General features: G+C 46.4%; 15 protein-coding genes. 8 read left to right on the forward strand and 7 right to left on the reverse strand.

Features of this window, described 5'->3' with window-relative positions; translation table 11 throughout:
* Nucleotides 1–304 precede the first annotated feature (304 nt).
* Nucleotides 305–772 carry a porin family protein gene (locus DXZ20_RS34280; protein WP_163703042.1) on the forward strand — a complete coding sequence of 156 codons (468 nt, stop codon included), beginning with the start codon at nucleotides 305–307 and terminating at the stop codon, nucleotides 770–772.
* Nucleotides 773–885: 113 nt separating this feature from the next.
* On the opposite strand, the gene DXZ20_RS34285 is transcribed toward DXZ20_RS34280, so the two are convergent.
* Nucleotides 886–1,677: an SGNH/GDSL hydrolase family protein gene (locus DXZ20_RS34285; RefSeq protein WP_163660614.1), complete on the reverse strand. Its 792-nt coding sequence runs from the start codon at nucleotides 1,675–1,677 to the stop codon at nucleotides 886–888.
* A gap of 441 nt (nucleotides 1,678–2,118) precedes the next feature.
* Between DXZ20_RS34285 and DXZ20_RS34290 the strand changes: the two genes are divergently transcribed.
* Nucleotides 2,119–3,285, forward strand: coding sequence for a 1-acyl-sn-glycerol-3-phosphate acyltransferase (locus tag DXZ20_RS34290; protein ID WP_163660616.1), 1,167 nt, complete (start codon nucleotides 2,119–2,121; stop codon nucleotides 3,283–3,285).
* A gap of 131 nt (nucleotides 3,286–3,416) precedes the next feature.
* On the opposite strand, the gene DXZ20_RS34295 is transcribed toward DXZ20_RS34290, so the two are convergent.
* Nucleotides 3,417–4,154 (reverse strand): leucine-rich repeat domain-containing protein, encoded by a 738-nt coding sequence (locus DXZ20_RS34295; RefSeq protein WP_163703043.1) that lies wholly within the window; start codon nucleotides 4,152–4,154, stop codon nucleotides 3,417–3,419.
* Nucleotides 4,155–4,762: 608 nt separating this feature from the next.
* Here DXZ20_RS34295 and DXZ20_RS34300 point away from each other — a divergent pair.
* The 4 genes from DXZ20_RS34300 to DXZ20_RS34315 all read left to right on the forward strand — a co-directional run bounded on the left by DXZ20_RS34300 (nucleotide 4,763) and on the right by DXZ20_RS34315 (nucleotide 13,586).
* Nucleotides 4,763–6,556, forward strand: a complete 1,794-nt coding sequence (locus tag DXZ20_RS34300; RefSeq protein ID WP_163660620.1) for an adenylate/guanylate cyclase domain-containing protein — start codon at nucleotides 4,763–4,765, stop codon at nucleotides 6,554–6,556.
* Entirely contained in the window at nucleotides 6,549–7,544 is a 996-nt protein-coding gene (locus DXZ20_RS34305; RefSeq protein WP_163660622.1) for a pentapeptide repeat-containing protein, read from the forward strand. Before DXZ20_RS34300 ends, DXZ20_RS34305 begins: the two co-directional genes overlap by 8 nt.
* 453 nt (nucleotides 7,545–7,997) lie before the next feature.
* A complete protein-coding gene (locus DXZ20_RS34310) occupies nucleotides 7,998–10,433 on the forward strand; it encodes a hypothetical protein (protein ID WP_163703044.1) in 2,436 nt (811 codons plus the stop codon).
* 18 nt (nucleotides 10,434–10,451) lie between these two features.
* Nucleotides 10,452–13,586: an SNF2-related protein gene (locus DXZ20_RS34315; protein ID WP_163703045.1), complete on the forward strand. Its 3,135-nt coding sequence runs from the start codon at nucleotides 10,452–10,454 to the stop codon at nucleotides 13,584–13,586.
* A 167-nt stretch (nucleotides 13,587–13,753) separates the two neighbouring features.
* Here the strand turns inward: DXZ20_RS34315 and DXZ20_RS34320 are convergent, their stop codons facing one another.
* On the reverse strand, nucleotides 13,754–16,900 hold the full coding sequence (locus tag DXZ20_RS34320; RefSeq protein ID WP_163703046.1) for an efflux RND transporter permease subunit: 3,147 nt from the start codon (nucleotides 16,898–16,900) through the stop codon (nucleotides 13,754–13,756).
* 3 nt (nucleotides 16,901–16,903) lie between these two features.
* A complete protein-coding gene (locus tag DXZ20_RS34325) occupies nucleotides 16,904–18,184 on the reverse strand; it encodes an efflux RND transporter periplasmic adaptor subunit (protein WP_163660630.1) in 1,281 nt (426 codons plus the stop codon).
* Nucleotides 18,185–18,645: 461 nt separating this feature from the next.
* Between DXZ20_RS34325 and DXZ20_RS34330 the strand changes: the two genes are divergently transcribed.
* Nucleotides 18,646–19,413, forward strand: coding sequence for a class I SAM-dependent methyltransferase (locus tag DXZ20_RS34330; RefSeq protein ID WP_163660632.1), 768 nt, complete (start codon nucleotides 18,646–18,648; stop codon nucleotides 19,411–19,413).
* Between the two features lie 6 nt (nucleotides 19,414–19,419).
* Nucleotides 19,420–20,061, forward strand: a complete 642-nt coding sequence (pdxH, locus tag DXZ20_RS34335) for a pyridoxamine 5'-phosphate oxidase (protein ID WP_163660634.1) — start codon at nucleotides 19,420–19,422, stop codon at nucleotides 20,059–20,061.
* Between the two features lie 113 nt (nucleotides 20,062–20,174).
* Here pdxH and DXZ20_RS34340 read toward each other — a convergent pair whose 3' ends face one another.
* The 3 genes from DXZ20_RS34340 to DXZ20_RS34350 form a co-directional block, all read right to left on the reverse strand.
* Nucleotides 20,175–22,742, reverse strand: a complete 2,568-nt coding sequence (locus DXZ20_RS34340; RefSeq protein WP_163703047.1) for a glycogen/starch/alpha-glucan phosphorylase — start codon at nucleotides 22,740–22,742, stop codon at nucleotides 20,175–20,177.
* Nucleotides 22,743–22,933: 191 nt separating this feature from the next.
* Nucleotides 22,934–23,587 carry a hypothetical protein gene (locus DXZ20_RS34345; RefSeq protein ID WP_163703048.1) on the reverse strand — a complete coding sequence of 218 codons (654 nt, stop codon included), beginning with the start codon at nucleotides 23,585–23,587 and terminating at the stop codon, nucleotides 22,934–22,936.
* 699 nt (nucleotides 23,588–24,286) lie between these two features.
* Complete coding sequence (locus DXZ20_RS34350; RefSeq protein ID WP_163660640.1) at nucleotides 24,287–25,489, reverse strand: HhoA/HhoB/HtrA family serine endopeptidase; 1,203 nt, start codon at nucleotides 25,487–25,489, stop codon at nucleotides 24,287–24,289.
* Nucleotides 25,490–25,495 lie beyond the last annotated feature (6 nt).

The following is a 25,495-nucleotide window of genomic DNA, read 5'->3' on the forward strand; positions in this document are numbered from 1 at the left end:
ACCGAAGACAAATCACCATGAATAACACACTCGGAAACAAACATTATCACAAACATTATCTATGGTAAGCCGTTGCGTTGCCACCACGGTCATATCCCTAACTGTCACAGTTCTAATGAATGATTTTTCAGTGGTTATAGCGTTAAAATTATAGTCCACCCAGAAAAAGTGTCCTCTGTTTTTACGCGTTCCTAGGGACTAAACGATACAACAAGACCATGCAAGCGAGGTTCAGTAATCTCTGGTACTAAATACCCATGGAAAACTAGCCCGTCTGCCATAAAACGTTTCGAGGAATTCAACCATGATGTTCAATCGTATTCTTTGCACGCTGGGGCTAACGGCTGCTGTTCTTGCTGCAGCTTCCCTCACCGCATTTGCTCAAGAAGCACCTGACTATAACTATGTCGGGATTGGTGGCGGTGACGAAGGATTTGTTGTTAACGGTAAACTCTCTCTTTCTGATAATCTTTCTGTCCGTCCCGCTGTCAGCACTGACTTTGACTTTGATGATGGCGAAGATGTGGCCTATGTACTGCCCATCACCTATGATTTCAATTCTCTTGATCCCGCTGGTCGCCTTAATCCCTTCCTAGGTGCTGGTATCAATGGTGAGCTAGGTGATGATAGCTCCATTGAAGCTGCTGTGACCGGTGGAGCAGACTATCGTGTTAATGACAAATGGTTGGTTAATGGCTCTGTTGTGTGGTCTCCATTCCAGGATGGTGACGATGATGTTGACTTCATCGCTGGTGTTGGATATAGCTTTTAACTAAAATCTCCTAGGCTGAAGATTTTAAATCAAGGTTATGACACCAGGGTAGCTCCCCATCTCAACAAAACAGCCCTGCCACGGCGGGGCTGTTACCAACACCAAGGATATTCTTAAATGTTGTCTGCTTCCGCAATCTCTGTGTTATTGGGAAATGTTGCAGTGTCAAAAAACTCAGAAAATGCCTCATTTAAGACAGTATATCCCTGGGCATTGAGGTGCAACTCATCTTTGCCGAAATCTTTGGGAATCATGCCTTTTTCATCGGCAATGGCTGAAAACCCATCAAACACCAGTACTTTATCACTTTGCAAGGAGTCAATATATCCGTTGACCTCATAAATGGCCTGGGCTATGTCATCTGACCAAACGGGTTTGCGTACAAGCGGCACTTCTCCCACTGGAAGAATAGTGGATATGATGACCGTGGCTCCCAATGCCTTAGCATCTTCTGTTATTTGTCGAATGTTAGCGCGGCAAAGATCGATGATGACATTGCGTTCATCGGGCATCAGTGGAATGGCTTTGAGATCATTTATGCCTACTTGAATGACAACAATGTCTGGTTCTAAATCTCCTAAATGAAAATCGAATCGTTGACTTGTTTGTGCAGAGGTTTGGCCGCCAACACCACGGTTGACAAATTCATATCCCTTAATTTGAGGGGTAGGCCAATCAGCAGCTCTAGAGTCTCCGAAAATAATGACTCGTTTATTGTCTCCCTTGTCATTCAAGTTAGAGTTTGGTTTATAGTAGCTAAGGCCCAGCGGATCTAAACGAACTTGATTGAGTTCAACGTAGTATTTTGTGAGTTGTCCGTATAGGAAAAAATTGAGCGCTACTGAAGCACCTACAAGAGGGATCCCCAAATACAGCAGCAGTGAGCTAACCTTGACCATTTTCATAGGGCCGTTTGCGGTATAAATTTGTTTGATCTAGAAGGACACTGTAATAAACCTTGATGACTAATGGTCCAACATAATTTGTTCCAAGCTACAGTATGTAACGTTATCGCTAACACCCTGAATGAGTTATGGGGAGATGCTTTTTGCCTGCTTTAAATCTTTGGCAAAATTTTGTAAGGCTAAGGTGTTGTACTTAGGCGGTTAGATACGGCGTCAAGATTTAACTATTGATAAGGGTGTATATGGATAGTTTGTCAGAAGTGAGTTTTCTGGTAGTCATATCAGGTGAACTACTCATGACTAGTTCACTATTCAGTACTCAGTTGTCTCATCCGAAATTTTCAGTTTGAGGCCGCTGTGTTTAAACGGCAACTGTTGCCATTTAACCCTGAGGCAAGGCATAACCATATATGACTGTTGGGTCTATTCACCGTTTGCTTTATGGTTGCTGAGACTGCGTTATTCTTTCCACCTAAACCTAAACCGTTACTGATTCGGTTGGTGCAGAGTGTGTCATATCTGGTGCTACAGCGGTTGTACCGATGCGGATTAGTGGTGTCCGATGACGATGTAGCTAAACTGCGGGCATTGGATGGCGCACGGGTGGTTTATGTGTGTAACCATCCCACTATGGAAGACGGTATGGTGCTATTTAGCCTGGCGGCACGGGTAGGCCAACTGTGGCACTATATTGTGGCTCGGGAGTCGTTCAAAGGGCTGCAGGGACCATTTTTACAATGGATGGGCTGTTACTCTATTCGTCGGGGATTGGGGGATAGGGCTAGCATTGCTCAGACGCTGAGTCTGTTAAGGGAACCTGGGGCGCAGGTGGTGATTTTTCCAGAAGGTGGCTGCTCTTATCAAAATGATACGGTGATGCCGTTTCGGTCGGGGGCAATCCAAATGCCGATGCAGGTAATCGCGCAGCTGATGAAGAAGACCCCCGATGCGGATTTGTATGTTGTGCCGATTTCGCTGAAGTATCGCTATACTCAGCCGATGACGTCAGTTATCCAGGAGACATTACAGGGTCTGGAGGACGAACTCGGTTTAGTATCTGAAGATCCCCAGGATTTTTATCAGCGGTTACTTGCGATCGCATCCTTGATCATCACACGTATAGAAACAGAATTTGGCTTAACTAGGGAACCGGATCAAGACTGGAATCAACGGATCAGCCGTTTGCGGAATCATGTCATCAGTCAGTGTGAACAGCAGCTGGATCTAGAATCCAATGGAGCACCGATTCGAGAACGAGTTTATCGGATCCAGGCATTATTAGAGGCAGAAGAACCGAAAACGGTTGCTGAAGGGGATGCCCTCTATTGGACGACGGTAAGATTGCTGAATTTTGATGCCATTTATGATGGTTATGTTGCGGCTAAGCCTACTCCGGAGAGGTTTCTAGACACATTGATGCGTTTAGAACGAGAGGTGTATCAAGTTGAACATATTCAGCCTAAGGCTCATCGCCAGGCTGTTTTCCGAGTCGGTGAACCGATTAATCTAAAAGATTACGTCAAGGAGTTTCGAGCTGATAAGGCAGGAACCGTGGCGCGGCTCACAGAACAGTTACGCACAGCTGTGCAAGACAATTTAGCTGTGTAGTAGGGGCTGTGCCTTGTGCTAACCCTTACAAAATGTTCGTTGTGATGAGCAATTTTCTCTCTCTTTTGTTCCCTGGATTGCTGTTATCTAAACAGATTAATAACAAAACAGCGAGTTTCTTTTGCCTCGCTTCATCCACAGATGTCACCCAGATTGTCGGGACAGGTTTGATCGTCAATATCAATGCCGCTGAGGTCGAGCAGCTGCCATTCTCCTTCTACGGCGGGGGTGAGAATTTCACCGATGGGACTAATATCTGTAAAGGGATTGTAACCAACATTGAGGGAGCGAATGGTGGGGATCTCAGCCACAGGTGCGATATTGTCGATTTGGTTGTAGCTAATATCTAGGGTGGTGAGTTGCCCTAGGGCGGTGAGGGCAGTAATGTCCTGTAGCTGAGTGTTGGCAAGACGTAGGGTTTGCAGCTGAGTGAGCTGAGCAATGGGGGCTAAGTCGCCAATGACGTGCCCGCTCAGGTTGAGAGCAGTGAGATTGGGGGTTGCGATCTCAATTATATGCAAATCCACACCCGTCGGAAAATCTACCATCAAACCGTTGTCTGGCAAGTAGTTCCTCTGTATCTGTGCCCCCCGTAAAACCTCCATCGCAGCCAGCTGCTGTGCGGCTACATTACAGTTGCTAATGCCCAATGCCGACATCAAAGCTTCCACCGTTTGCCAGGAATACGGGCGGCTGTATAGGGCGCTACTCCACTCGCCTGCCCCCCCTTGAAATGCTTCGCACAAGTCAGCAAATGTGGGTTGAGGCAGTTCTATTCCATAGGTTGCAACTGGTGTAATGGCTACAGTGCACCAGACGGTAGCTGCGCCAGCTAGTAAATGCATTGCCAAATGGTTGAGTTTGGGCATAATTACCTTTTGGGCACTAGACTCACCAGCATTGGACCATTAATTTCTCCCAATAGTCATTAATCTTTAATAACCATTCATATTTCGCAGATTTTAGAATACTCAAGCAGATATCTCATCTTTTTTATCCCGATAATTTCTTAAACGTATCAAAGAACTCTCTTTGGTCTAAAGCAGTCAAAAGAATTCAAATTCAGAAACTAAAATGGGAACAATCAAAACGATCTTCTTCAGTGTTATTGTTCTCATTTTAGAAAGTATCGAAAATTACATAGGGTTTTGCCCCCTGTATGACTTGCAATAATGAGTGGTTTGGTCATTTCGTAACCACCATCACATGACAGAATCGCTATCATAGGAGAGAATGAAGTATGGCATCTAGGATCCGGTCGCAAGATTGTCCCATCAATGGTGGGGAATGAAGTTTATCTTGCTATGAGATTAGGTGGGGTGAGGGTCTATCGGTAATTACGTATTTTAATACGACGATATAAAAAGGCCCGATAAATTCTTCCGCAAATTCCGTATTCATTACTTCATGATGTGCGGAAGTCCCTATAGGACCAGGGTAATCTTAATATCAGGTAGTCTTGTCAGTCAGGTTTTCTATGGAAGGAGCGCAGCCATCGCTTCAAACCCAGCAGCGTGTCCTTGCCGCAATTGTGGTAACAGACGCTGTTGGGTTTAGTGCCCAGATGTCCTCTGATGAAGAACGGGCACTGGCGATTATTAATCGAGATCTTAAGCAGATTGCCGGACTGTGCAATGTGTTTAAGGGCCAGGTGCTTAAATCAACTGGCGATGGTCTATTGATGTGCTTTTTTAGCGCAGCTCAGGCCGTGGCTTGTGCACTGAATATTCAAAAAAAACTGCGCGGTGATAGCAAGCGGGATAGCTTTGACCATCGCATTGGCATTCATCTAGGCGATGTGTACATAAACAATTCCGACGTTATGGGGAATGGCGTCAACATTGCGGCTCGTTTAGAAAGCTTTGCGGCCCCTGGTGAAATCTGTGTTTCTCAGGTGGTCTATGATGTCGTCAAAAGTCGCCTAGATTTAGATGCCACATTTCTTGGCCCGCTAAATCTTAAAAATATTCAAGAATCAGTCCCTGCTTATCAGCTACGGCCAGTCATTGAGCTGGAGGTGTCTGATGCGGAGATGACCCGACCATTTTTTGCTGAAGGGTTTGAAGGTTATGCCTTTGAGAGCCCAATTGATCAGGCTTTACAAAGTCTAGGTGACCATCCCGACCATCTGCGGATCAAAAAACTGATTTTTGGTACCTGTCAAAACCTATGGGAAAACGACACTACCGTTCTGGATCAGTTTTCATTGCAGCATCTGATTGACGCATTGGTGCAGCGCAATCCGTCAGTGGAGCATTGCCGTGCGAGTCTTTACCGCATTGTGGCTACCCTCAACCATAAAGAGGTCTACTCTGATGTGGCTGAGGTAATTTTGCAGGCCATTACGCCGTTATATATAGAACGGGCGGCCAGTTTACTTCCTGGTGGGGAGCCAGAAGAAGCTGAGGATGCGGCAGAAGAAAGTGTAGAGGAATCTAAGGATCGCTATCAACAGGTGGCGGATGAGCTAGAGCGAGATTCCCAGATTATCCGGATAAAAAAAGTTTTATATTGTCTGTGCCATAAAGTTTGGGAAACGGATATCCGTAAAATTGAGCAAGCGGATACGGCGATTTTGATACAGCAGCTGTATCAGCTGACACCAACACCCAACGATCTTAAATATCGGTTACGTCATTTATTGCACCATCTAAATCGCAAAACTAAATACACCAAAATTGTAAATATTATTTTTAAGGCCTTTCATCCCCTTTATAGTGCTCAAACTGAGCTGATCCCGATGTCAACACCGGGGTTCTCCACTGCCAACGACACCGATAGTCCAGAAACCTGTTTTGGGGATCTGCCGGTTGGTATTCATCCTGAAAATACCGTCGCCTATTCAGCGAAGTCTTTAGAAGGACCTTCTATGGAGGTGGCCCAGGTGAAAGACCGGGCCGATTTGTTTGAGCTCAGGCTCGATATCATCAAATATTGCAACCCGCTACGGGCTAAAATCTTGCTGCATTCCACCCTTTACAGTCCCTTTACCGGAAGTTCACAAGAGTGGTCATTGCTACGTAGTAAAACCTTAGAAGACTTTTTACGAGAAGTTTTCAACTATTGTTCTTCATTCCAAGACTTGGAAAGTAAATTATCTATTATTGTTCACTGTTTAGAAGACACCGATGACAATGAGCCAGTTGTCACTGCTATTTTGAATGCTATTAAACCCTATTACGCTGAACCAGACGAAGTGGTAATCCCTGTCGATAGTGCTAGAGCTGCTGTGTCTGCTGTTACCTCAATGAGGCCTGCATCCTATGGATAATGCTGCTGAACTATTAGCCTGTTATAACAGTGGCCAAAAGGACTTTAGTGGTCTGTGCCTAGCGAATTTACAGATGCCAAAAGTGGATTTGATCGGCGCGAACTTTTCGAAAGCTGATCTAGAACGTACGGATCTGATGTTTGCCTATTTGAGCCGGGTGAATATGCAGCAGGCGAACCTTAGCCATGCCAACCTGAGCGGCGTCAATCTGAATCAGGCGAATCTGATTTATACCAACCTGAGTGATGCTAATTTGCATGGCGCGAGTTTACAGGGGGCCGACCTGCGGGGGGCTGATCTCACCCTGGCCGATCTATTTGATGTGAATTTAGCCGACGCTGATCTCCGTAATGCTGACCTGAGCGGCGCTAATTTAACTGGGGCTTGTTTACGGGGGGCGAATCTGCGGCAAGAACTGCGCAGTGAGCAAACAATTTTGCGGGGGGCCCATTTGCGTCAGGTGGATCTGCGCGGGGCTAACCTTAAAGGGGCGGATCTGGCCAATGTCGATCTGAGTGGTGCCAACCTGAGTGAGGCGTTTCTCAAAGATGCTGATCTGCGCAATGCCAACTTGAACGGTGCCAACCTTAAGGGTGCATCATTGGCAGATGCTCAGTTAGAAGGTGCTAATTTGCGCTATGCCAATTTGACCCGCACCCGTGCCCAGCGGGCAAATCTATCTGGCTGCGATTTCACTGGTGCTGATCTAAAGGGTGTGAATCTTACTGATACTAAGCTTTGTGGTGCTCAACTTTTCCAGATTGTTATGGTTGATGCCCGGTTGCTGCGTTCTGACCTGAGTCGAGCTAATCTAAGTGGTGCTGACCTGACCCAGGCTGACTTGACTAATGCTTATTTGGGACGCACTAATTTAGGTGAGGCGAATCTGACTGACGCGATTTTGTTTAAGGCTGAACTGAGTAGTGCGAACTTAGCTGGCGCTAAACTCAGTGGGACAACTATGCCTGATGGAAAAGTGCAGAACTAATAGTGAATTGTTAATCTAGACATCCCCGCAAGTGAGTGCCCCGTTAGGGAGGTCATCATAATGTCCTCTTTGGTGGTGAACCCTGTGAGGGGATTGTTTTCTGCACCAAAGATCAATGTGCCGTGGAGTTGATTATTGGGCTGGGGGGCCAGAACAATGTGGCTATTGCGGTCAAAATTTGAGGTGTGTGATCGGGAACTTGTTGTCTGGGGCGGTTCTGGCAAGAACAATGGATTTGTAGGGGTCGGGGACGTAGGTTTGTTTGCAATCATGAATAATATTAAATTGCGTAGTTGATTCTCTGAGTTGACTTCTTGCCCCTGCATTAAACGTTGGTAATGCACGTAGTATTCAGTATTCGTCAGGAACTCCTATGGCAAGCTTTCAGCCTCTGAACATTCCTATATCAAAGTGAACGAATACAACTAATTTTTCAGCTAGAGCATAATGCCTGTGAATAGCTATAAATTTCTACGTCTAACTGAATATGCTAGTGTTGCTGCTACTGTCGTTGGTGCGATCGCAACCATATCAACTCAGCAAGTCGCCTATACAGCGGTTCCTCTAGCCTTTAGCGTTAGCCTGAATTTAATCAGCCGTCGCCAGCAAGAAAAACGTTTAGAGCAACGCTTCAGCCAAACCCAAAAAGAGACTGATCAGCAACTACAGCAAATTCAGCGACGACTAAAAAAATTAGATCTCTCAATTGTCGATGTAACTTCCTCTGTTCAGACCGATAGTCAAGCCCTATCTGAGCAAGCTACCCAACAGATTCAATCGCTCTCCAGCGAGATTAGCTCATTGCAAGAGCACCTCGCTCAACAAAGCACCACCAGTCAAACTAGCGTTGACCAAGTCGTAGAGGAGTTGCGGCAGCTACAGCTATCGGTTCCAGAGGCCATCTCCTCAGCTCAACACGATAGCCAGTCGCAAGTTGAGCGCTTGGCTGAGCGAATTCAAGACCTGTCTAACGATACCCAATCGCTACGGAAGCACCTAGCTCAACAGAGTGATATCAGCCAAACAAGTATCGGCCAAGTTGCTGAAGAGTTACGGCAACTACAAGTATTGGTCACAGAAACAATTGCATCGACACAGAGCGAGCGTCAGTCTCTATCTGAGCAAGCTACCCAGCAGAGTCAATCACTTTCCAGCGAGATCAACTCATTGCGGGAGCAACTCGTTTACCAAGGGACCAGTAGCCAAACTAGCCTCGATCAAGTTACTGAGCGTTTTCGGCAATTACAAGTATCAGTCACTGACCTCATAGTTCGTTCTGAGAGAGTGCTTGACCAAGTTGCGAGTACCCTAGCCGAGACCCGCGAGCAAGTTATCCGTGAGCAGCAGGCTAATCTGGAGGCAACAACTCAGAGCCTAAGCAACAATATTACTCAGTTACAGGATGAACTCAATAGGCTCAAGCTAGATGTCGATGAGTTTAGATCTCGGCTTGAAGCTAGTCTCTCTGCTACTCAACCAGATTTTCCACACAATATTGTTCCAAATCTACCTACTGAGGATGAGTGCGATCGCGAAATTGTTTTAGGTATTGATTTTGGTACAGGCTTTACCAAAGTCTGCTTTTGGGATGTTGGCAGTGATCAGGCTGAAATCGTTACATTTGCCTCACCTACAGAAGAAGAGGTGACTCTGGAGCAAGCCTTAATTCCTACTAATCTGGCTATTTTGAGTGATGATACTTTGCTTACAGGGCTCAACATAGCCGAATGGGAAAATAACACTCATTCGATTAAGCGCTCAGTAAACTTTATCAAAATGCGTCTGGCAGACCTAGATATGCCTGCAACTGATTCTTGGCGTCTTGAGCAAGTCCCTGAGTTACATGAACCTGTTGTGGTTGAAAGCATCTGTGCATATTATCTCAGTCAGGTTATCACCAGAGCACAAGCTTGGATTCAAGTAAATCGCCCCGATCTTTTCAAAAATCAAACGATTCACTGGAGTGTAAATATTGGTGTCCCAGCAGCATATTGCGACTCACCAACCCTTGAGCGCTTTCATAAAGTTCTTTCCTTAGCTTGGCTCTTGACTTATAGTCCTTTAGGATCTAGAAGACTTACACTACAAAAACTTCAACAGCTGATAACCCATTTCAAGGGGTGGATGAATGCTAATGTTGCTCAAGAGGCGTTAGCTTGCATCACTACTCCAGAGATTACAGCAGCAGCATGGTCTTTCCTTAGCTCACAGGCTGCTCAGGATGGTTTTTACACTCTGTTTGATATTGGTGATGGGACGCTTGATGGGTCTGCATTCCGATTTTGGCGCGATGAAGGAATGCGGCGTCTAGATATTTACGAAACGGAGGTTAAACCCCTTGGAGTAAGTGCGCTGACTAAACAAGCCGCAGACGAACTTGACAGATCATTTGAATATGTTCGCCAAAGTCTATCAAGACCTAATGATCTAGAATTTCAGCAGAAAATCCAAGATAGCAAAAGCAGGAAGAGAGTGCAGGAACTTGTTGCTAGTGTTGTGTTCGATGGAAACAAAAAACATCACATCTTACGACGTGCCCTTGCCAAGGACGAAATTGGAACTAAATTGAGAGTTTTAGTTGGTGGCGGTGGGAGTAATATTCCATTTTTCCAGAAAACAATCGAGTCTACTCACGGTGATTTCAACCATAAAAATAGTGAGATTCCGTCCTATCAACTAAAAGAGATTCCTGCACCCGAGAACCTAGTTACCAATGGTCTTGCGCCGAAAGAATTTGGCCGATTTACTGTCGCCTATGGCTTATGTATGCTTGCTTACGAAGATCCTGACTTTATGCGCTTACCCAGTCAGGTGGAAAAAGATGAAGCACCGATAAGACCAGAATATACTCATACAGAACGTTATGAAGATACGCGAGATTTGATGTAAACGCTGATAAAAAAGTCCATGTCATCAACGAATAACTGGAATCCGGAAGTCCCAGGACAAGACGTCCGACTAAAATCCAATCCTGGTAAACGGGGGCAAACAACTGGGCGTATCAGACGATTGGGCAATCGTATCCTGGTAGAAGTCGAATTTGGCCCTGCCGAAAAGATATACCGCCCAAAAAACCTCCTTGAACTCTGCTGTGATGATGAAAGCATTGAAGGCTTAATGCGGCAGGGGCGATTTGGCGGGCCAGATGATCTGCGACGGATTCTCACCTTTGAGAAAGTGAAAGGTCAGCTGACAAACGTGTTTTACAGTATGGAGGCTAGCCAGACAGATTTCTATCCCCATCAGTTTAAGCCGGTTCTTAAGTTCCTTAACTCTCCGGTAGGGCGTCTTTTGATTGCAGATGAAGTGGGCCTTGGTAAAACCATTGAAGCCATGTACATCTGGAAAGAACTCCAGACCCGAGAAGATGCCAGGCGCTTGTTGATTGTGTGCCCGGCGATGTTACGCCAAAAATGGCAAGATGACCTGCGACAGCGGTTTAATATTTTCGCGGATATTGTTGATGCAAAAGAGTTGTTGCGTCGAGTGAGGCTATGTCTTGAGCACCAGAAACCGCAAGCGTTTGTCTGTATCGCAAGTCTTGAAGGATTACGTCCAGGGCGCAACTGGGAAGGTATTAAGGCTGCCAATGCCCGTGATGAGCTAGCGCGTCTGTTAGATGCTAACCCCAGCAGTGAGTCCCTGAGCCTGTTTGATCTTGCCATCATTGATGAAGCCCACTACCTGCGTAATGCAACAACGGCGAGTAATCAAGTAGGGCAGCTGATTCGTGATGCCACCAAACACCTCATTCTGCTTACGGCCACACCGATTCAAACCGATAGCTCTAATCTGTATCAGATACTGCGCATCATCAGCCCTGACGATTTTTTTAATGCTGATATTTTTAACAATATGCTGGAGGCAAACGAACCCGTTGTTCATGCATTGCGCCATTTGTGGGCTAGCCCGCCAGAGCCTGCCAAAGCTCGCGAAGCTTTACAGCGGGCCTCCACCTCTGGTTACTTTGCGGATAATCCTTTACTTGAGCAAATCCAGCAGAGTTTATCAAGTCTGAACCAAGTTGATGAAAGCGAACGGATTGAACTTGGCTACAAACTTGAAAAAGTTTCTTTACTAGGACAGTATATTACCCGTAGCCGTAAACGCGATGTCTTAAGCAATCGGGTTAAGCGTGATCCACAGACACTTGAGGTCAGGTTTTCATCCTTAGAACAAGAGGTCTATGATCGCGTTAGTGAATATATTCGTGAACAGAGTAAGGGCAAAAAAGGGGCACCACTCTTTCAGCTAATCTCAAAGCAGCGTCAAATGGCCAGTTGCATGGTAGCTGCGCTGGAAGCTTGGCAGAATGATGCTTCTCTGAGTGCTCTGGTTGACGAAGCCCTGTGGGAAGATTTTGGCAAAATACCGGAGCAAAGGAGTACCAGTCCATTATCTGTTGCCACACCTTCAGCCCTGAAGAAAGTCAACATTCGAGAGTTAGAGTCTTGTGATAGCAAGTATTCAGAGCTGCAAGGCTTTCTCGAAAAAGAACTCAAGAAAAACTCTAACGAAAAATTTGTTATTTTTGCCTACTTTCGAGGGACATTAAAGTACTTACAGCGCCGTTTAGAGGCTGCTAACATTTCTAACTGCCTAATCATGGGAGACATGGGAGACGATAAATGGACAGCCGTCGAACAGTTTCGCCAAGATAATGGCCCTTCGGTTCTGTTATCTTCTGAGGTGGGCAGCGAGGGCATTGATCTTCAGCATTGCCGTTTTCTGATCAACTACGATCTGCCATGGAACCCGATGCGGGTAGAGCAGCGCATTGGACGCTTAGATCGATTAGGTCAACCAGCAGAACGCATTTCAATTATTAATTTTAGCCTGGTCGATACTATTGAGGAAAGAATCCTCGAACGACTTTATGATCGTATTCAGATATTCAGAGAGAGCATTGGTGATCTTGAAAGCATTTTAGGTCAGGCTACCGAGAAACTATTAGTTGATCTTTTCTCTGCCGATTTAACCCCTGAAGAGAAAGAAGAACAAGCGGTCCTAACAAGTAAGGCACTTATTAACAAACGGCTTCTGCAAAATGAGTTAGAGACCGAAGCTGTCAATATGTTAGCTTTTGCAGATCACATTTTGGACTCTATCAATCAGAGTCGAGATCAGGGACGATGGCTTCAACCCGACGAACTGCTAGCCTTTGTAGAAGATTGTTTTTCTCGTTACTACCCTGGTACGCTCATTGAGCCAAAACCCAATGAACCTAAGCTTTATAACATTACATTATCCGAGCAGGCCAAGATTGATCTACAATTTTTTATAGGTAAAAATCGCTGCGCTACGCCGACACAGCTACATAAGTCAGGTAGACCCGTGAGCTGCTTTTTTGACCCTAAAATTTCAGGCAGTATGGGTAAGCGCAATGAGCTTTTAGACCCCACCCATCCTCTGATTCTATGGATTCGCGAGCGATATACTACGTCGGAGCAAACTCTACATCCAGTATCTGCCATTAAAACACAGGTAGACGAGACCGATTTATCATCCGGACTGTATGCCTATTCAGTGCACCGCTGGACATTTTCAGGCATTAAAACAGAAAGTCAAATCGCTTACAAAATTATTCGTATAGACGATGGCCATGTCCTATCCGATCAAGACTCTGAGGCCATACTTTCTACGCTAATGAAACAAGGGCAGATAAAGCCCAATGCACAAAATTTCATTGAGGATATTGACGGTGTGCTTGCATGTTTGTTGACCTGTGATGCACATATTGATACAGCATTTAACCAGGCACTTGAAGATTTCTATATTGATAACGAGAATCGTTGCAATATTCAAGAAAAGAGTGCGCGTGCCTTTGCTGAACGTAAACAGCGTGAATTAGAATCTCGTTTAGAACGTTTTCGTCAGGCGGGTAAAACCCAAATTATTCCAGCAACAGAGGGACAACTTAAAAAGGTTAAGCGAGAGCTGGAAGTTAAGCTTAAAAATATTCAAGAAAAACGTGATGATCTAACCTGTGAGCCTAAACCTTTAGCTGCTGGTGTTATCTTCGTTGAAGCAAAAATCGGTTAGCTAGATTCTCCCTTATTTATGCAGTGAGATAATCTCGTAGGGGTGGTGCCTTGTGCCCACCCCGCAACATCTAAGGCCATTAACCAGAATTTTTGCTGTGCGAGATCGAGTGGGTAGCGTTGGTTACCCAGGATAGGTACAAGACCTTCTGCCTCTACAAATATCTCCTACAGGCGTAGCCTGGGTGGAGTGTGCTCAGCCAGAGGCTGGGCAGTAGCTTGTGCTGGGTGAGCAGAGCCGAAGCCAGACCCATGCAACAACGTATAAAAACAAGGAATTACAAATAACGTCAACACCGTTGCCAACGACAATCCCCAAAAAATTACCACACCTAACGGTTGCAAAAACTCCGACCCCTCACCTAGGCCCAATGCCAACGGTAACATACCCAACGCCGTCGTCACCGTCGTCATCAAAATCGGTCGCAACCGCTGCGGAGCCGCTTTAAGCATAGCCACCATGCGACTACATTCCTCTGTCACATAAATCTGATTCGCCAGCTCCACTAAAATAATTGCATTGTTCACCACAATGCCCACCAGTAGCACCGCCCCCACAACCACCGTTGCGCCAATGGCTGTCTCAGTCATATACAGCCCCAGAATTCCGCCCGCTAAGGCCAAGGGCACCGTCAACATGATCACTAACGGATCAATCAGTGAATTGTACTGCACTGCCATCACAGTAAACACCAAGAAGACTGCCAGACCCCCCAGCAGCCCTAGCCCATTTTGAATGGCCTCATTACTCTGGGCACTAAAGCTAGGTAGACGAGTGACTCCCTGCGGTAGCGTTACTGTTTCCATTACCCGGTCCACCTCATCCAGGGCCTCACCCAGGCTAGCCTCTTCTGCTAAACGACCTTCGATAATAAACACCTGTCGCTGGTTAATCCGCTGAATTTCACCCAGCGACTGACCCTTTTCAATACTGGCCACATCACTCAGGCGTACTTGCTGATTACTACTCAACAGCGGCAGCTGACTGAGCTGAGCTGGATTCTGTACCAGACTATCCGGTGTTTGTACCCGTACATCAATCAGCCGATCACCGCGCTGCAGTTGTGTGGGCACCACTCCCGAGAGAATCGTCTCAACAGTACGACCAATCTCCTCAGCCGAGAGACCTACATCAGCCGCCCGCTCCCAGTCAGGTCTAATCTGGATTTCCGGCTGAGGCGGATCAGCATCGGGTAAATAACTAGCCAGTGTAGCTTGCTCACCCAGCGCATCAAGCACTTGCTGTCCTGCTTGTTCCAACAGTTCTGTATCACTACTCTGCAAAACAATGTCCACATCGCTGCGAACAGGAGAGTTACTTAAAATCAAGCCCCGCACAGAACCAGGCGAAACCCGTAAACGCGTTTTCACTAAATTTAACTGACCTAACTCCTGGTTCATGCGGTCAGTAAACGCTTCCACATTGGTTCCAGGCTTTAGCGTGAGCGTACTTGAACCCCGCAGAGCATTGTCGATACTCGTGCTACCAAACAGAAAACCACCGGACGTACTAAACACATAGTCAGATTCCGGCTGTTCTATGAGAATGTTGTCCAGAGCTGCCATCACCTGACGGTTTTCCTCTAGGGTGGTTCCAGGTGGCAGCTGCACCCACACCCTGGCTTGACCATTACTAATGCTGGGCAAAATCTCCTGGGGAATCTGGCGCATCATAAACCAGCTGCCACCACCAAAAAGAAGAATAATTGCAGCTATTACGGCTATTCTCTGCTGTAGTACCCAGCTCAAGGTTCTGGCATAGCTCAATGTCAAGCCTTGCAGACGCCGACCAAACCAGCGTATGGGCCAGAAAGTACCGACTTTGCTGGAGGCTTTGATTGTTAGCAACCGTGCGGCCAGGGCAGGTACCACCGTTAACGCCACTAACAGCGAAGCCGCTACCGCCAGGCTGATGGTAACGACTAGCTCGCTAAACAACAGTGAGATAAATCCGCCCATTAGCAAAAATGGCAACACTGCTACTAGATTTGTTGTTGTGGAAGCCACCAGTGCTGATTCTAATTCTTGACTGCTGGTTTCTGCCTGACGAATGGCAAGGCGCGGACTACGAGCTACACCCTTAGCAATGTTTTCTAACATTACAATGGCGTTGTCTACAACAATGCCAACGCCCAGGGCTAATCCTCCCAAGCTAAAGACATTGAGTGATAGCCCAAATAGTCCTGATAACAACAGCGTCACCAGGGTGGCTAAGGGAATCGCTAATACAATAATAAATGTCTGTCGCAAAGAGCCCAGAAACATTAAGACAGCAATGGCAGCCAGAACAGTACCCGTTAAACCCGCCGTTGCTACGTTTCGAATCGAGTTTTGAATAAAGACAGATTCATCCAGGGTGACGTTGATGATCAGGTCGTTGGGCACCAGACCAGAGGCTTCAAACTGCTCTAACTGCTGCTTAACTCCCTTTACTACAGCAATTGTGTTTGCTGTTGGCTGTTTCTGAACACTCACTTTCACAGCTGGCTGACCGTTCAGGTTCACAAAAAGCCGCTGCTCTTCGGTGCCATCTATCACATCAGCAAAGTCTCGCAGATACACCTGCTGATCACCCACCTCAAACAGCAAATTCCGAATCTCTTCTGCATCACGGAATTTACCAGAAACCCGTGTTAGAGGCTCGCTGTTGGGTCCTTTTATGCGACCTCCAGATGTATCCTGATTACGCTCTTCAAGAGCATCCAGGACATCGCTAATTCCTAAGCCCAGTGCCTGTATCCGAGATGGATCCAGATTGACCTGAACTTCTTCCTGTACACCGCCCGATACATCGACACTCGCCACACCCGGTACAGTAGATAACTCCCGCGCTAATTCCTCGTCAGCAAACACCCGCAGATCCATACCCTGCAATTTCTCTGAAGTGAGGGCCATTTCATAGACCGGCAACTGAGACGGGTCAAACTTAAACAACCGTGGCTGATCAATGTTATCTGGCAAACGGTTCCGAGCACGGTTCAGCGTTGCCGTAGCGTCGTTTAATGCCTGGTCAATGTCGCCACCCGGTTCAAAATATAGGTCAACACTGACCCGTCCTTCTCGTGTCTTCGAAACGATCTGCACTACACCTTCCGTAGCGGCGAGTGCTTGCTCTAGAGGTCGGGTGATTTCATCCACTGCTACGTCGGGAGACACTCCGGGTGAATCAGCTCGCACTCCGATGCGTGGATAGGTAATGGACGGTAGCAGGTCTACTGGTAGTTGAGTGGTGAAGAATAGACCTAAGATGATGATGGCTACGGAGAGCATCAACGTAGCAATGTGACGACGAATGGCAAGTTTGCTGAGGCTCATTATTTACTCTCCCACACCCTCAGACAAAATGCTTAACCTGACTGCTTGCCCATTTTTCAAAGGCTTATCACTCTGCACCACAAACGGCTCACTTGCCTCCAGCCCAGAGAGAATTTCTACTCGCCCTTGTTCGGTCTGGCCCACTTCCACTGACCGGGCAACCACCGTAGTCTGTTCATTGTCTTTTTCAATCACAAAGATTGTGTTTTCTTCTGTTCCACTCTCTAAAGCACTCACAGGCACAACAATTCGCGTTCCATCCGGTGGTGTAAATTTTACCCGTGCCAATAGACCGCTCCCAATACGACTATCTGGGTTTGGCATGGTCACTTCTACTGTCACCAGGCGGGATGTGGCATCAGCCACTGGGGAAATGCGGGAAATGCGCCCGATGATAGTGTCTAGATTTGGAAAGGCATCAAGACGAATCTGGGTAGGTTGTCCAATGGTGAGTTGCCCGAGGTCTAATTCAGAAACTTGGATGGTAACTTTTAAGGTGCTGAGGTCGCCGAGTTCTAAGAGTGTTGTTCCGGGTTGCACATAGTCACCGGGATCCACCAGTCGAGTGAGAACAGTGGCAGGGGTTTGAGCTGTTAACTCTACCCATCTAAGTTGCTCTTTGGCTTCGGCAACGACGGCTTGCTGGGCATCGACCCGACCGGCGGCAGCTGCGATCGCATTCTGTCTGGTCTGCACCTGAGCCTCAGCGGAGTTAACAGCCTGCTCTGCATTAATCAAGGCTAGCTCAGCCGCCTCAGCCGCCTGTTGGGAAACGGCCCCTTGGTTGGCCAACTGTCGCAGCCGATCGGCATCAATTTTTGCCTGGTCCCTGGTCGCTTTGGCCTGGACAACAATTGCCTCAGCATCAGCGATGGATACCTGGTCTTGGGCAATTTCTGACTGTCTGACTGAAAGTTCTGCTTGGGCTTCATTCACCCGAGCGGTGAGGAGCCCACCATCTATTTCCCCTAAAACCTCGCCTGACAGTACCAGATCACCCACGTCTACAGTAAGTGCAATCACCTCACCTGCGGTTTGGGCTCTTAGAGCAATCTGTTGCTGTGGTTGAGTAGTGCCCGTATATTCCAGTGCTTCTATGAGGGTGCTGCTTTGGGCGCGGGCGGTTTCTACGGCTACGAGCCTATCTTCTTCACCAGGGCCACCTGGACGACCTGCCTGGGCTTCGCTGGGGGCAAAGAAACCACAGCTGGATAGCAACATAGCCAACCCGAACCCGGCAGTCAATTTAACACTGTGCTGAAGTCTTGTATGCCAAATGATCATGGGCTATTCCTTAGGTTCCCAAATCTCGGTCTAGGCAGGTTTAAACAATGGCTTCGTATCCCAAAACGCAGCCCGACACATCAGATTTGTTTTGCTAGGATACATCGATATTTTAACTTTTGTTAACAAAAACAGACACATAAAATTTTTCAGCCACTACTGTAAAGACAAAGTTAAATAGCATGCGTGTGTGGTAACTCAGCTGCCTACTCTTTTTATCCGTGTGTTGGCTAACACCATGTTAACGAGTGTAACGAATCCCTGGTGCTAACCGCAGGTAATAAGACGGGCAGACAGCTATATTTATTTAGCCGTGCGTTCAAAGAGGTGGTATAAGCAACCTTTTCTATTCGTCTAGACGTGTGTTCCACTGATGATATGTGAGTGTGCTGCGATCTTCAGCAGACGCAAACTATGATGGCTTAGCAATCGTCACTGAGTTCAAATGGAGTACTGGATCGATGACTCAACCCATTAAGTATGCCGATGTCGCAGATATTTACGATAATTATGTTCAAACGACCCTAGATATTCCTTTTTTGCTTGACCAAGTTAAAGGTGTATCGTCAGAAGTTTTGGAGCTCATGTGTGGTACAGGACGGATTTCCCTGCCACTGATTGAGGCAGGACTGAGGCTTACCTGTGTCGATAAGTCCCCTGAAATGCTGGCCGTTCTAGAGCAAAAGCTTGTTCAACGAGGCTTCTCTGCGACGCTGCACACTGGTGATGTTTGTGACCTTGATCTAGGTAAACAATTTGACCGTATTTTGTTGCCGTTTCAATCGTTTGCAGAGATCATTTCTCCAATTGCTCAACAGCGAACACTTGCTTGCATCCATAAGCATCTATCCTCAAATGGGCAGTTTATCTGTTCACTGCATAACCCCAAAATTAGGTTGAAGACAGTCGATGGTAGATTGAAGTTAAAAGCCCGTCCACCCCTGCCCAATGGAGCAGGCTCACTAATGCTTTGGGCTATGGAGACCTATGATCCTGAGAATAAAGTTGTCCATGGTCTCCAGTTTATTGAAACCTATAATCAGTATGGTATTCTTCAGTCTAAAAGATTTATAGATATTCAGTTTAGTGTGCTTGAAAAGGAGACATTTGAGAGCATGCTCAGCGATGCCGGGTTTAAAGTGTTAGCGCTATATGGAGATTATTTCTATGGAGACTTTCAATCCATGACAAGTCCTTTTATGATTTGGATACTTGGGAAGAAACCATAAAGCAGCATGGATGTTAGTGAATTAAGACAAGAATATATTCGAGAAGGGCTCAGACGAGAAAACCTCAACTTAGATCCCTTTAATCAATTTGAAAAGTGGTTTCAGCAAGCTTGTGAGAGCGATGTACCAGAGCCTAATGCCATGAGTCTTGCAACAGTATCGGCGGCTGGTGAACCGTCACAACGGATGGTGCTGCTCAAATATTTTGATCGCCAGGGGTTTGTGTTTTTTACTAACTATGAAAGTCAAAAAGCACATCACATAGATGAAAATCCTCACGTGTCCCTCTTATTTTTCTGGATTGCCCTAGAACGGCAGGTGCGCATATCAGGTCATGCTGTCAAGGTTTCCACAGGTGAATCCTTTAAATACTTTGCCACACGCCCACGGGGTAGCCAAATAGGTGCCTGGTGTTCACAACAAAGTTCAGTTATCTCGTCTCGTCAGGTTCTAGAACTAAAGCTGGATGAGATGAAACGCAAGTTTCAGAACCAAGAGGTTCCCCTACCTTCAGCATGGGGTGGTTACCGTGTTGTTCCCAGTCGATTTGAATTTTGGCAGGGCAGACCCAATCGATTGCATGATCGCTTTGCATACTCGCTTACAGAAGACCCCTCTAGCTGGCAGGTTAAACGGTTAGCTCCTTAAAGGATTCTTGGGACATTTCTGGTAAAGAAGTTACCCGTTATCCAGGCCCCCAACCCCCCGTAATTCTGTAGGGTTGACTCTTTAATCAAAAGGGGGCCTTCAACACCGTCTGCTTATGCTGGATCGCTCCTTAACTTACAAGCCAGTTCTCCGCCGCCGCCATGCCCTGACTTAGTATAGTTATCAAAATTAATAGGCGATGGAGCAACCTTCCAGATATTTTGACAATACTCCTGGATAGAGCGATCTGAAGAGAAATTACCCATGCGAATAGAATTTACAATGGACATATAGGTCCAATCTTCTATGTCACGATAGGTCTGACCAACAACCTGTTGCCAATCAACATAAGACTGATAGTCAGCCATCAGCATGAAAGGATCTTCGGTCAGCAATTTATCTAGGATGGGTCTAAACAGTTCAGTATCTCCCTGGGAAAAATGGCCCGAAGCAATCAGGTCGATAGCATCCTGTAAATAAGGATTAGCTTCATAATAATCCCGAGGATTGTAGCCTTTAGCTTTCAGCTCAGTGACCTGAGTAGCCGTTAAACCAAAGAGAAAGAAATGGTCTTCTCCTACTGCTTGCCGAATTTCAACATTAGCACCATCCAATGTCCCAATAGTGAGAGCTCCGTTCATGGCAAACTTCATATTGCCAGTGCCAGACGCTTCAAATCCAGCGGTGGAAATTTGTTCTGATAAGTCAGAGGCTGGATAAATTCTCTGGCTGTTGGTGACATTGTAATTGGGTAAGAAAACCACCCGTAATTGATTATGCAGATCAGGATCTTTGTTGATCATATTCCCCACTGAGTTAATCAGTTTGATGATCAGCTTAGCCATGTGATATCCCGGAGCTGCTTTACCTCCAAAGATAAATGTGCGCGGTGTAACTTCTAAGTTGGGATTTTGTTTGAGCTGACTATACAGAGTAATGATGTGCAACACATTTAAATGCTGACGCTTATACTCATGGATACGCTTCACTTGGACGTCAAATAGGGAGGTGGGATCTACCAGAATGCCAAATTGATCATGAATACGACTGGATAAATCTCGCTTGGCAGATTGTTTAATCTTGCGCCAGTCTTCTTGAAATGCAGCATCATGGGCTAAAGATTCTAACTGCTGTAGCTCACCCAGGTTTTTGAGCCAGTTATCGCCAATATGCTGGTTAATCATCTGAGTTAAACGGGTGTTACTCAGAGCAATCCAGCGACGGGGGGTAACCCCATTGGTCATGTTGCAAAACTTTTCTGGAAATAGATCGTAGAAGTCTTTGAGGACGGTCTGCTTTAACAATTCGCTGTGGAGTTTTGCCACACCATTGATGGTATGGCTACTGACACAGGCTAAGTTTGCCATGCGGATATAGCGTTCGCCACTTTCATCGATTAGGGACATCCGAGCTTGGCGAGCTGTATCTTTAGGAAATCGTATGCGGACAAGTTCTAGAAATCTGGCGTTGATTTCATAGATAATTTCCAGGTGACGCGGTAGCAGCTTGCCAAAGAGGCTGACTGACCATTTTTCTAGGGCCTCAGGCATTAAGGTGTGATTGGTATAGGCCAGGGTCTTTTGGGTGGTTTCCCAGGCTAAGTTCCAATCCATGTGGTACTCATCCACCAGTAGACGCATGAGTTCTACAGATGCGATCGCAGGGTGTGTATCGTTCAGCTGAATCGCAAATTTCTCAGGAAACTTCTCAACAGGAATATTTTGTCCCTTTAAAATACGAAACATATCCTGTAAAGAGCAGGAGACGAAGAAATACTGCTGCTCTAACCGTAGCTGTTTACCAGCCAAGGTTTCATCGTTAGGGTAGAGCACCTTGGTAAGATTTTCCGAAGACACTTTTGCTTCAACGGCACCGTAATAATTACCCTCGTTGAATACAGCGAAATCAAAGGACTCAATTGCTTCCGCTTTCCACAGCCGTAGCGTATTTGCGGTATTTACCTGGTAACCCAGAATGGGGGTATCGTAGGGAATTCCTAAAACCTCGCGGTCTGGCGTCCAATGAACCCGATACTGGCCTTTGTTATCCACATGGGCTTCAGTATGCCCTCCAAATTTCACTTCCATGGCCCATTCTGGGCGGGCCACTTCCCAAGGGTTGCCGTAGCGTAACCATTTGTCAGTGCGCTCTACCTGCCACCCATTACGAATCTCTTGGTGAAAAATGCCAAACTCATACCGAATGCCATAGCCTAACGAAGGTATTTCCAGAGAGGCTAGAGAATCCAAGTAGCAGGCCGCCAGTCGTCCTAGGCCACCGTTACCTAGGCCTGGTTCCTCTTCTTGGGCCAATAATGCGTCAAAATCTAACCCCAGCTCCTCTATGGCTTGCTTAACTTGATTGTAAATCCCCATGTTGATCAGGTTATTGCCCAAGTGGGGACCCATCAAAAACTCAGCCGAAAAATAGCAAACCGTACGAGCCCGATCCTGGGTATAGCTTTCTGCCGTGCTATTCCACCGATAGAGCATGCGATCGCGCACGAGATGTACCAGAGCCATGTAATAGTCATGCTGAGTTGCTAAGGCAACGGGTTTTCCCTGGACAAAAAAGAGGCTGTCCAGAAAAGCCTTTTTCAATACTTCAACTGTGATACCTGTGCGATTTTCTGAAAGGGGTGTGGTGATCTCGGCAGATTGAGTTTTGAGAGAATCGCTCATAGGAATTCACAAAGCTTCCAAAATGAAAGCTCTCTAGGGTTGCTACTAATTTAATCAGATCAAATAACACGCAAAAAATGTGTTGTTTAAGACACAGTTTTATTGAGTCTTAAGCTTTGCAGCCTAAAACAAAACTAGTGATACAGTAATTCCTTGCGTCTCGTTTCAGGCTTGGCAGTAACAAAAGTCTACTATTTTACTCTACATAAATTAAACTTATTGTCACTATCGTTTTTCTTTTCTGTAGAACAAGACTGTTGGTTTTGAATGATGGGGTCACTAATTTGAGGAGAGAAAACCTGGTTTTGATATCCTTTGTTGAATATGGGATAGGGTATTTCTTGGAGCTGCTGCAACTTAACTAAACGCCATGTTTTTGTAGACACCAATTTGGGCAAGACTAAAAGAACAGTCTGATCGCCAGCATGGATCAAGTCCATGAGTCTTTGCATTGCAGTAGTTCTGAAGGTATTGTCAACCTCATGCTCTAATAATTGGCTTAAGCCAATTATTAGAGCATGAGGTGCTAGTCTGTCTAGACTTTGTTGAACTAAGAGCTGAATTTCTTCCTGTGTTTGCATTTGATGCAACGTTTTAATGAGAGGCGAGACAATGGCGCTACCAAATTTGTGCAACTTTAAAGCAATTTGTTGGCGAACGTGCTGTGCTTGAGTTGTGATAAAGAGATGGATGGCGAGTCCGAGGAAATCGTCAAAACTATAAGTTGAGAAATTATCGTCTACGCCTTCATCATGGGCGCAAGCACAAATTTCCCATAAGTCTTGGCTTTGAATGGAGTGCTGACTATGTAATGCAACTAAGGAAGCATCAAACAAGATAGACATGATTAAAAATACTAGCTGTAGGCTAGGACGGATGGTGGCAGACCAAACTAAAGTCTCTCTTCGAAGTCAGACTGTGAATTGAAAATGTTAGTAATAATGAGGACTGTAACTTCAAGAACTGAGGCGTTTCCTAACCTGCCAAGGCTAAATCTTCACTTCATACCTTGGTTCTAACTGGTCAATCTGGATAACTGGATATTAATTAGTGCGTTTTGCTTAACATCTAAAGTTGTACAACGTGTTAAAACGTATTGCAAGTTACAGATACAAAAAACTTTGATGTGGCGTACTGATCCCCTGACATTATGAAGCGTTAATTCTGGGGTTATTATCTTGTGCTACCCCAGTCAGTTTACGTAGTGACGTGCATGCTAGTCCAGCTAGGGGAGCATGCAATTGCAAGTGGTTGAGAGCTTACTGGGTAAGATTAGAGGCGTAGGTTGGTAGCTCAGTACCCTGGTAGATAAGAGCGATCGCAACTGCCAAAAATAAAATATAGCTTGGCGCACATAATTCAAAACATCAGTTGTTGCTGAAAGCTTAAATGGCAACAGCTATGTACGCAACAAACGGCTGCATGCATACATGCAGCCGTTTGCCATACTACCCCTACAGTAAAACTTAGTGCTGGTACCTCCTGGCAGCAGATTCTCTCTCGTTACACAGCATCCGATAGAGCCCTCTCATCCTGCATTTATCTTATTGAGGTAGGTTCTCGGGCTTGACATTAATTGTTCTAACCGCGCCATTCCTTTTCACTTCAAGGGTGAGTTGCTGACCTACCTTGCCATTGCTGACGATCCGTTGTACCTCTGCCGATTCGTCTACAGCCTGCCCGTCAATCGCCGTAATCACATCTCCAGCCCTTAAACCACTGCTGGCTGCGGGGGAATCTGACAGTACCCGAGCAATCAAGATACCGGTGTCTTCTTCTACGGTTAGGCCACTATTGGGATTAGCATTAATATCCTCTTTCACATCTGGACTCAGGGTAATCATCTGAATGCCCAAAAATGGATGCTGGACCTCGCCAGTGTCAGCGAGTTCCGTCGCAATCCGTTCCACCATGTTGATGGGGATGGCAAACCCTAATCCCTGGGCACCGTTGATGATAGCTGTATTCACACCGATGACTTCGCCTTGTTGGTTTAGCAAAGGACCACCGGAATTTCCTGGATTAATCGCTGTGTCGGTCTGGATAAACTCCACCCGTTTATCAGGTACACCCACCTGATTGCTAGAACGACCGACAGCGCTGACAATGCCCACTGTGACCGTGTTATCCAGGCCCAGGGGGTTGCCAATAGCAATGGACCATTCCCCTGGTTGCAGCTGATCTGAGTTACCCAGGGGGACAGTAGGCAGATTGCGCTCATCGACCTTAATCACTGCAATGTCGGTTACAGGGTCACTACCCAGCACTCGACCATCCAAAATGCGACCATCTTTCAAGGTGACGGTCACTGTATCCGCGCCATCGACCACATGGGCATTGGTAATAATTTTGCCGTCATCACTGATGATAAAGCCTGATCCCAGACCGCGTTCGGTGCGTTCTTGACTTCCCTGAGGCAAACGTCCCCCAAAGAATTGACGAAATGTAGGATCATTAAAAACATCTGGAATCCGTTGACTGACGGTGCGTGATGCATCGATACGCACGACGGCAGGGCCGACGTCAGTGACAACATCGGTAATAAAGTTAGGGTTTGCCGTTGGGGCAATGGCTGGCGTTGCAGGAGCTGTCTGGGCAACGGCAACTTGATTTTCTTGCCGCAGCGGTGACTCTGGTGACCAGGCCAAGAAGCTACCGGCAGTTGCTATGCCAGCTCCCATCACGAGACTGCTGAGGACTTGCCAGGAGCGGGACGGGTTAGGTGTATGAGGATGCGAATGAGACATGGTTGG

It is taken from the genome of Adonisia turfae CCMR0081 (assembly GCF_011009555.1).
GTDB classification, from domain to species: domain Bacteria; phylum Cyanobacteriota; class Cyanobacteriia; order Phormidesmidales; family Phormidesmidaceae; genus Leptothoe; species Leptothoe turfae.

Bases quoted from the DNA above. Each gene is read 5' to 3' on its own strand.
- DXZ20_RS34325 (WP_163660630.1), bottom strand. From the start codon at position 18,184: ATGATCATTTGGCATACAAGACTTCAGCACAGTGTTAAATTGACTGCC.
- DXZ20_RS34350 (WP_163660640.1), bottom strand. From the start codon at position 25,489: ATGTCTCATTCGCATCCTCATACACCTAACCCGTCCCGCTCCTGGCAA.
- pdxH (WP_163660634.1), top strand. From the start codon at position 19,420: ATGGATGTTAGTGAATTAAGACAAGAATATATTCGAGAAGGGCTCAGA.
- DXZ20_RS34285 (WP_163660614.1), bottom strand. From the start codon at position 1,677: ATGAAAATGGTCAAGGTTAGCTCACTGCTGCTGTATTTGGGGATCCCT.
- DXZ20_RS34305 (WP_163660622.1), top strand. From the start codon at position 6,549: ATGGATAATGCTGCTGAACTATTAGCCTGTTATAACAGTGGCCAAAAG.
- DXZ20_RS34300 (WP_163660620.1), top strand. From the start codon at position 4,763: ATGGAAGGAGCGCAGCCATCGCTTCAAACCCAGCAGCGTGTCCTTGCC.
- DXZ20_RS34280 (WP_163703042.1), top strand. From the start codon at position 305: ATGATGTTCAATCGTATTCTTTGCACGCTGGGGCTAACGGCTGCTGTT.
- DXZ20_RS34295 (WP_163703043.1), bottom strand. From the start codon at position 4,154: ATGCCCAAACTCAACCATTTGGCAATGCATTTACTAGCTGGCGCAGCT.
- DXZ20_RS34320 (WP_163703046.1), bottom strand. From the start codon at position 16,900: ATGAGCCTCAGCAAACTTGCCATTCGTCGTCACATTGCTACGTTGATG.
- DXZ20_RS34330 (WP_163660632.1), top strand. From the start codon at position 18,646: ATGACTCAACCCATTAAGTATGCCGATGTCGCAGATATTTACGATAAT.
- DXZ20_RS34345 (WP_163703048.1), bottom strand. From the start codon at position 23,587: ATGTCTATCTTGTTTGATGCTTCCTTAGTTGCATTACATAGTCAGCAC.
- DXZ20_RS34315 (WP_163703045.1), top strand. From the start codon at position 10,452: ATGTCATCAACGAATAACTGGAATCCGGAAGTCCCAGGACAAGACGTC.
- DXZ20_RS34340 (WP_163703047.1), bottom strand. From the start codon at position 22,742: ATGAGCGATTCTCTCAAAACTCAATCTGCCGAGATCACCACACCCCTT.
- DXZ20_RS34290 (WP_163660616.1), top strand. From the start codon at position 2,119: ATGGTTGCTGAGACTGCGTTATTCTTTCCACCTAAACCTAAACCGTTA.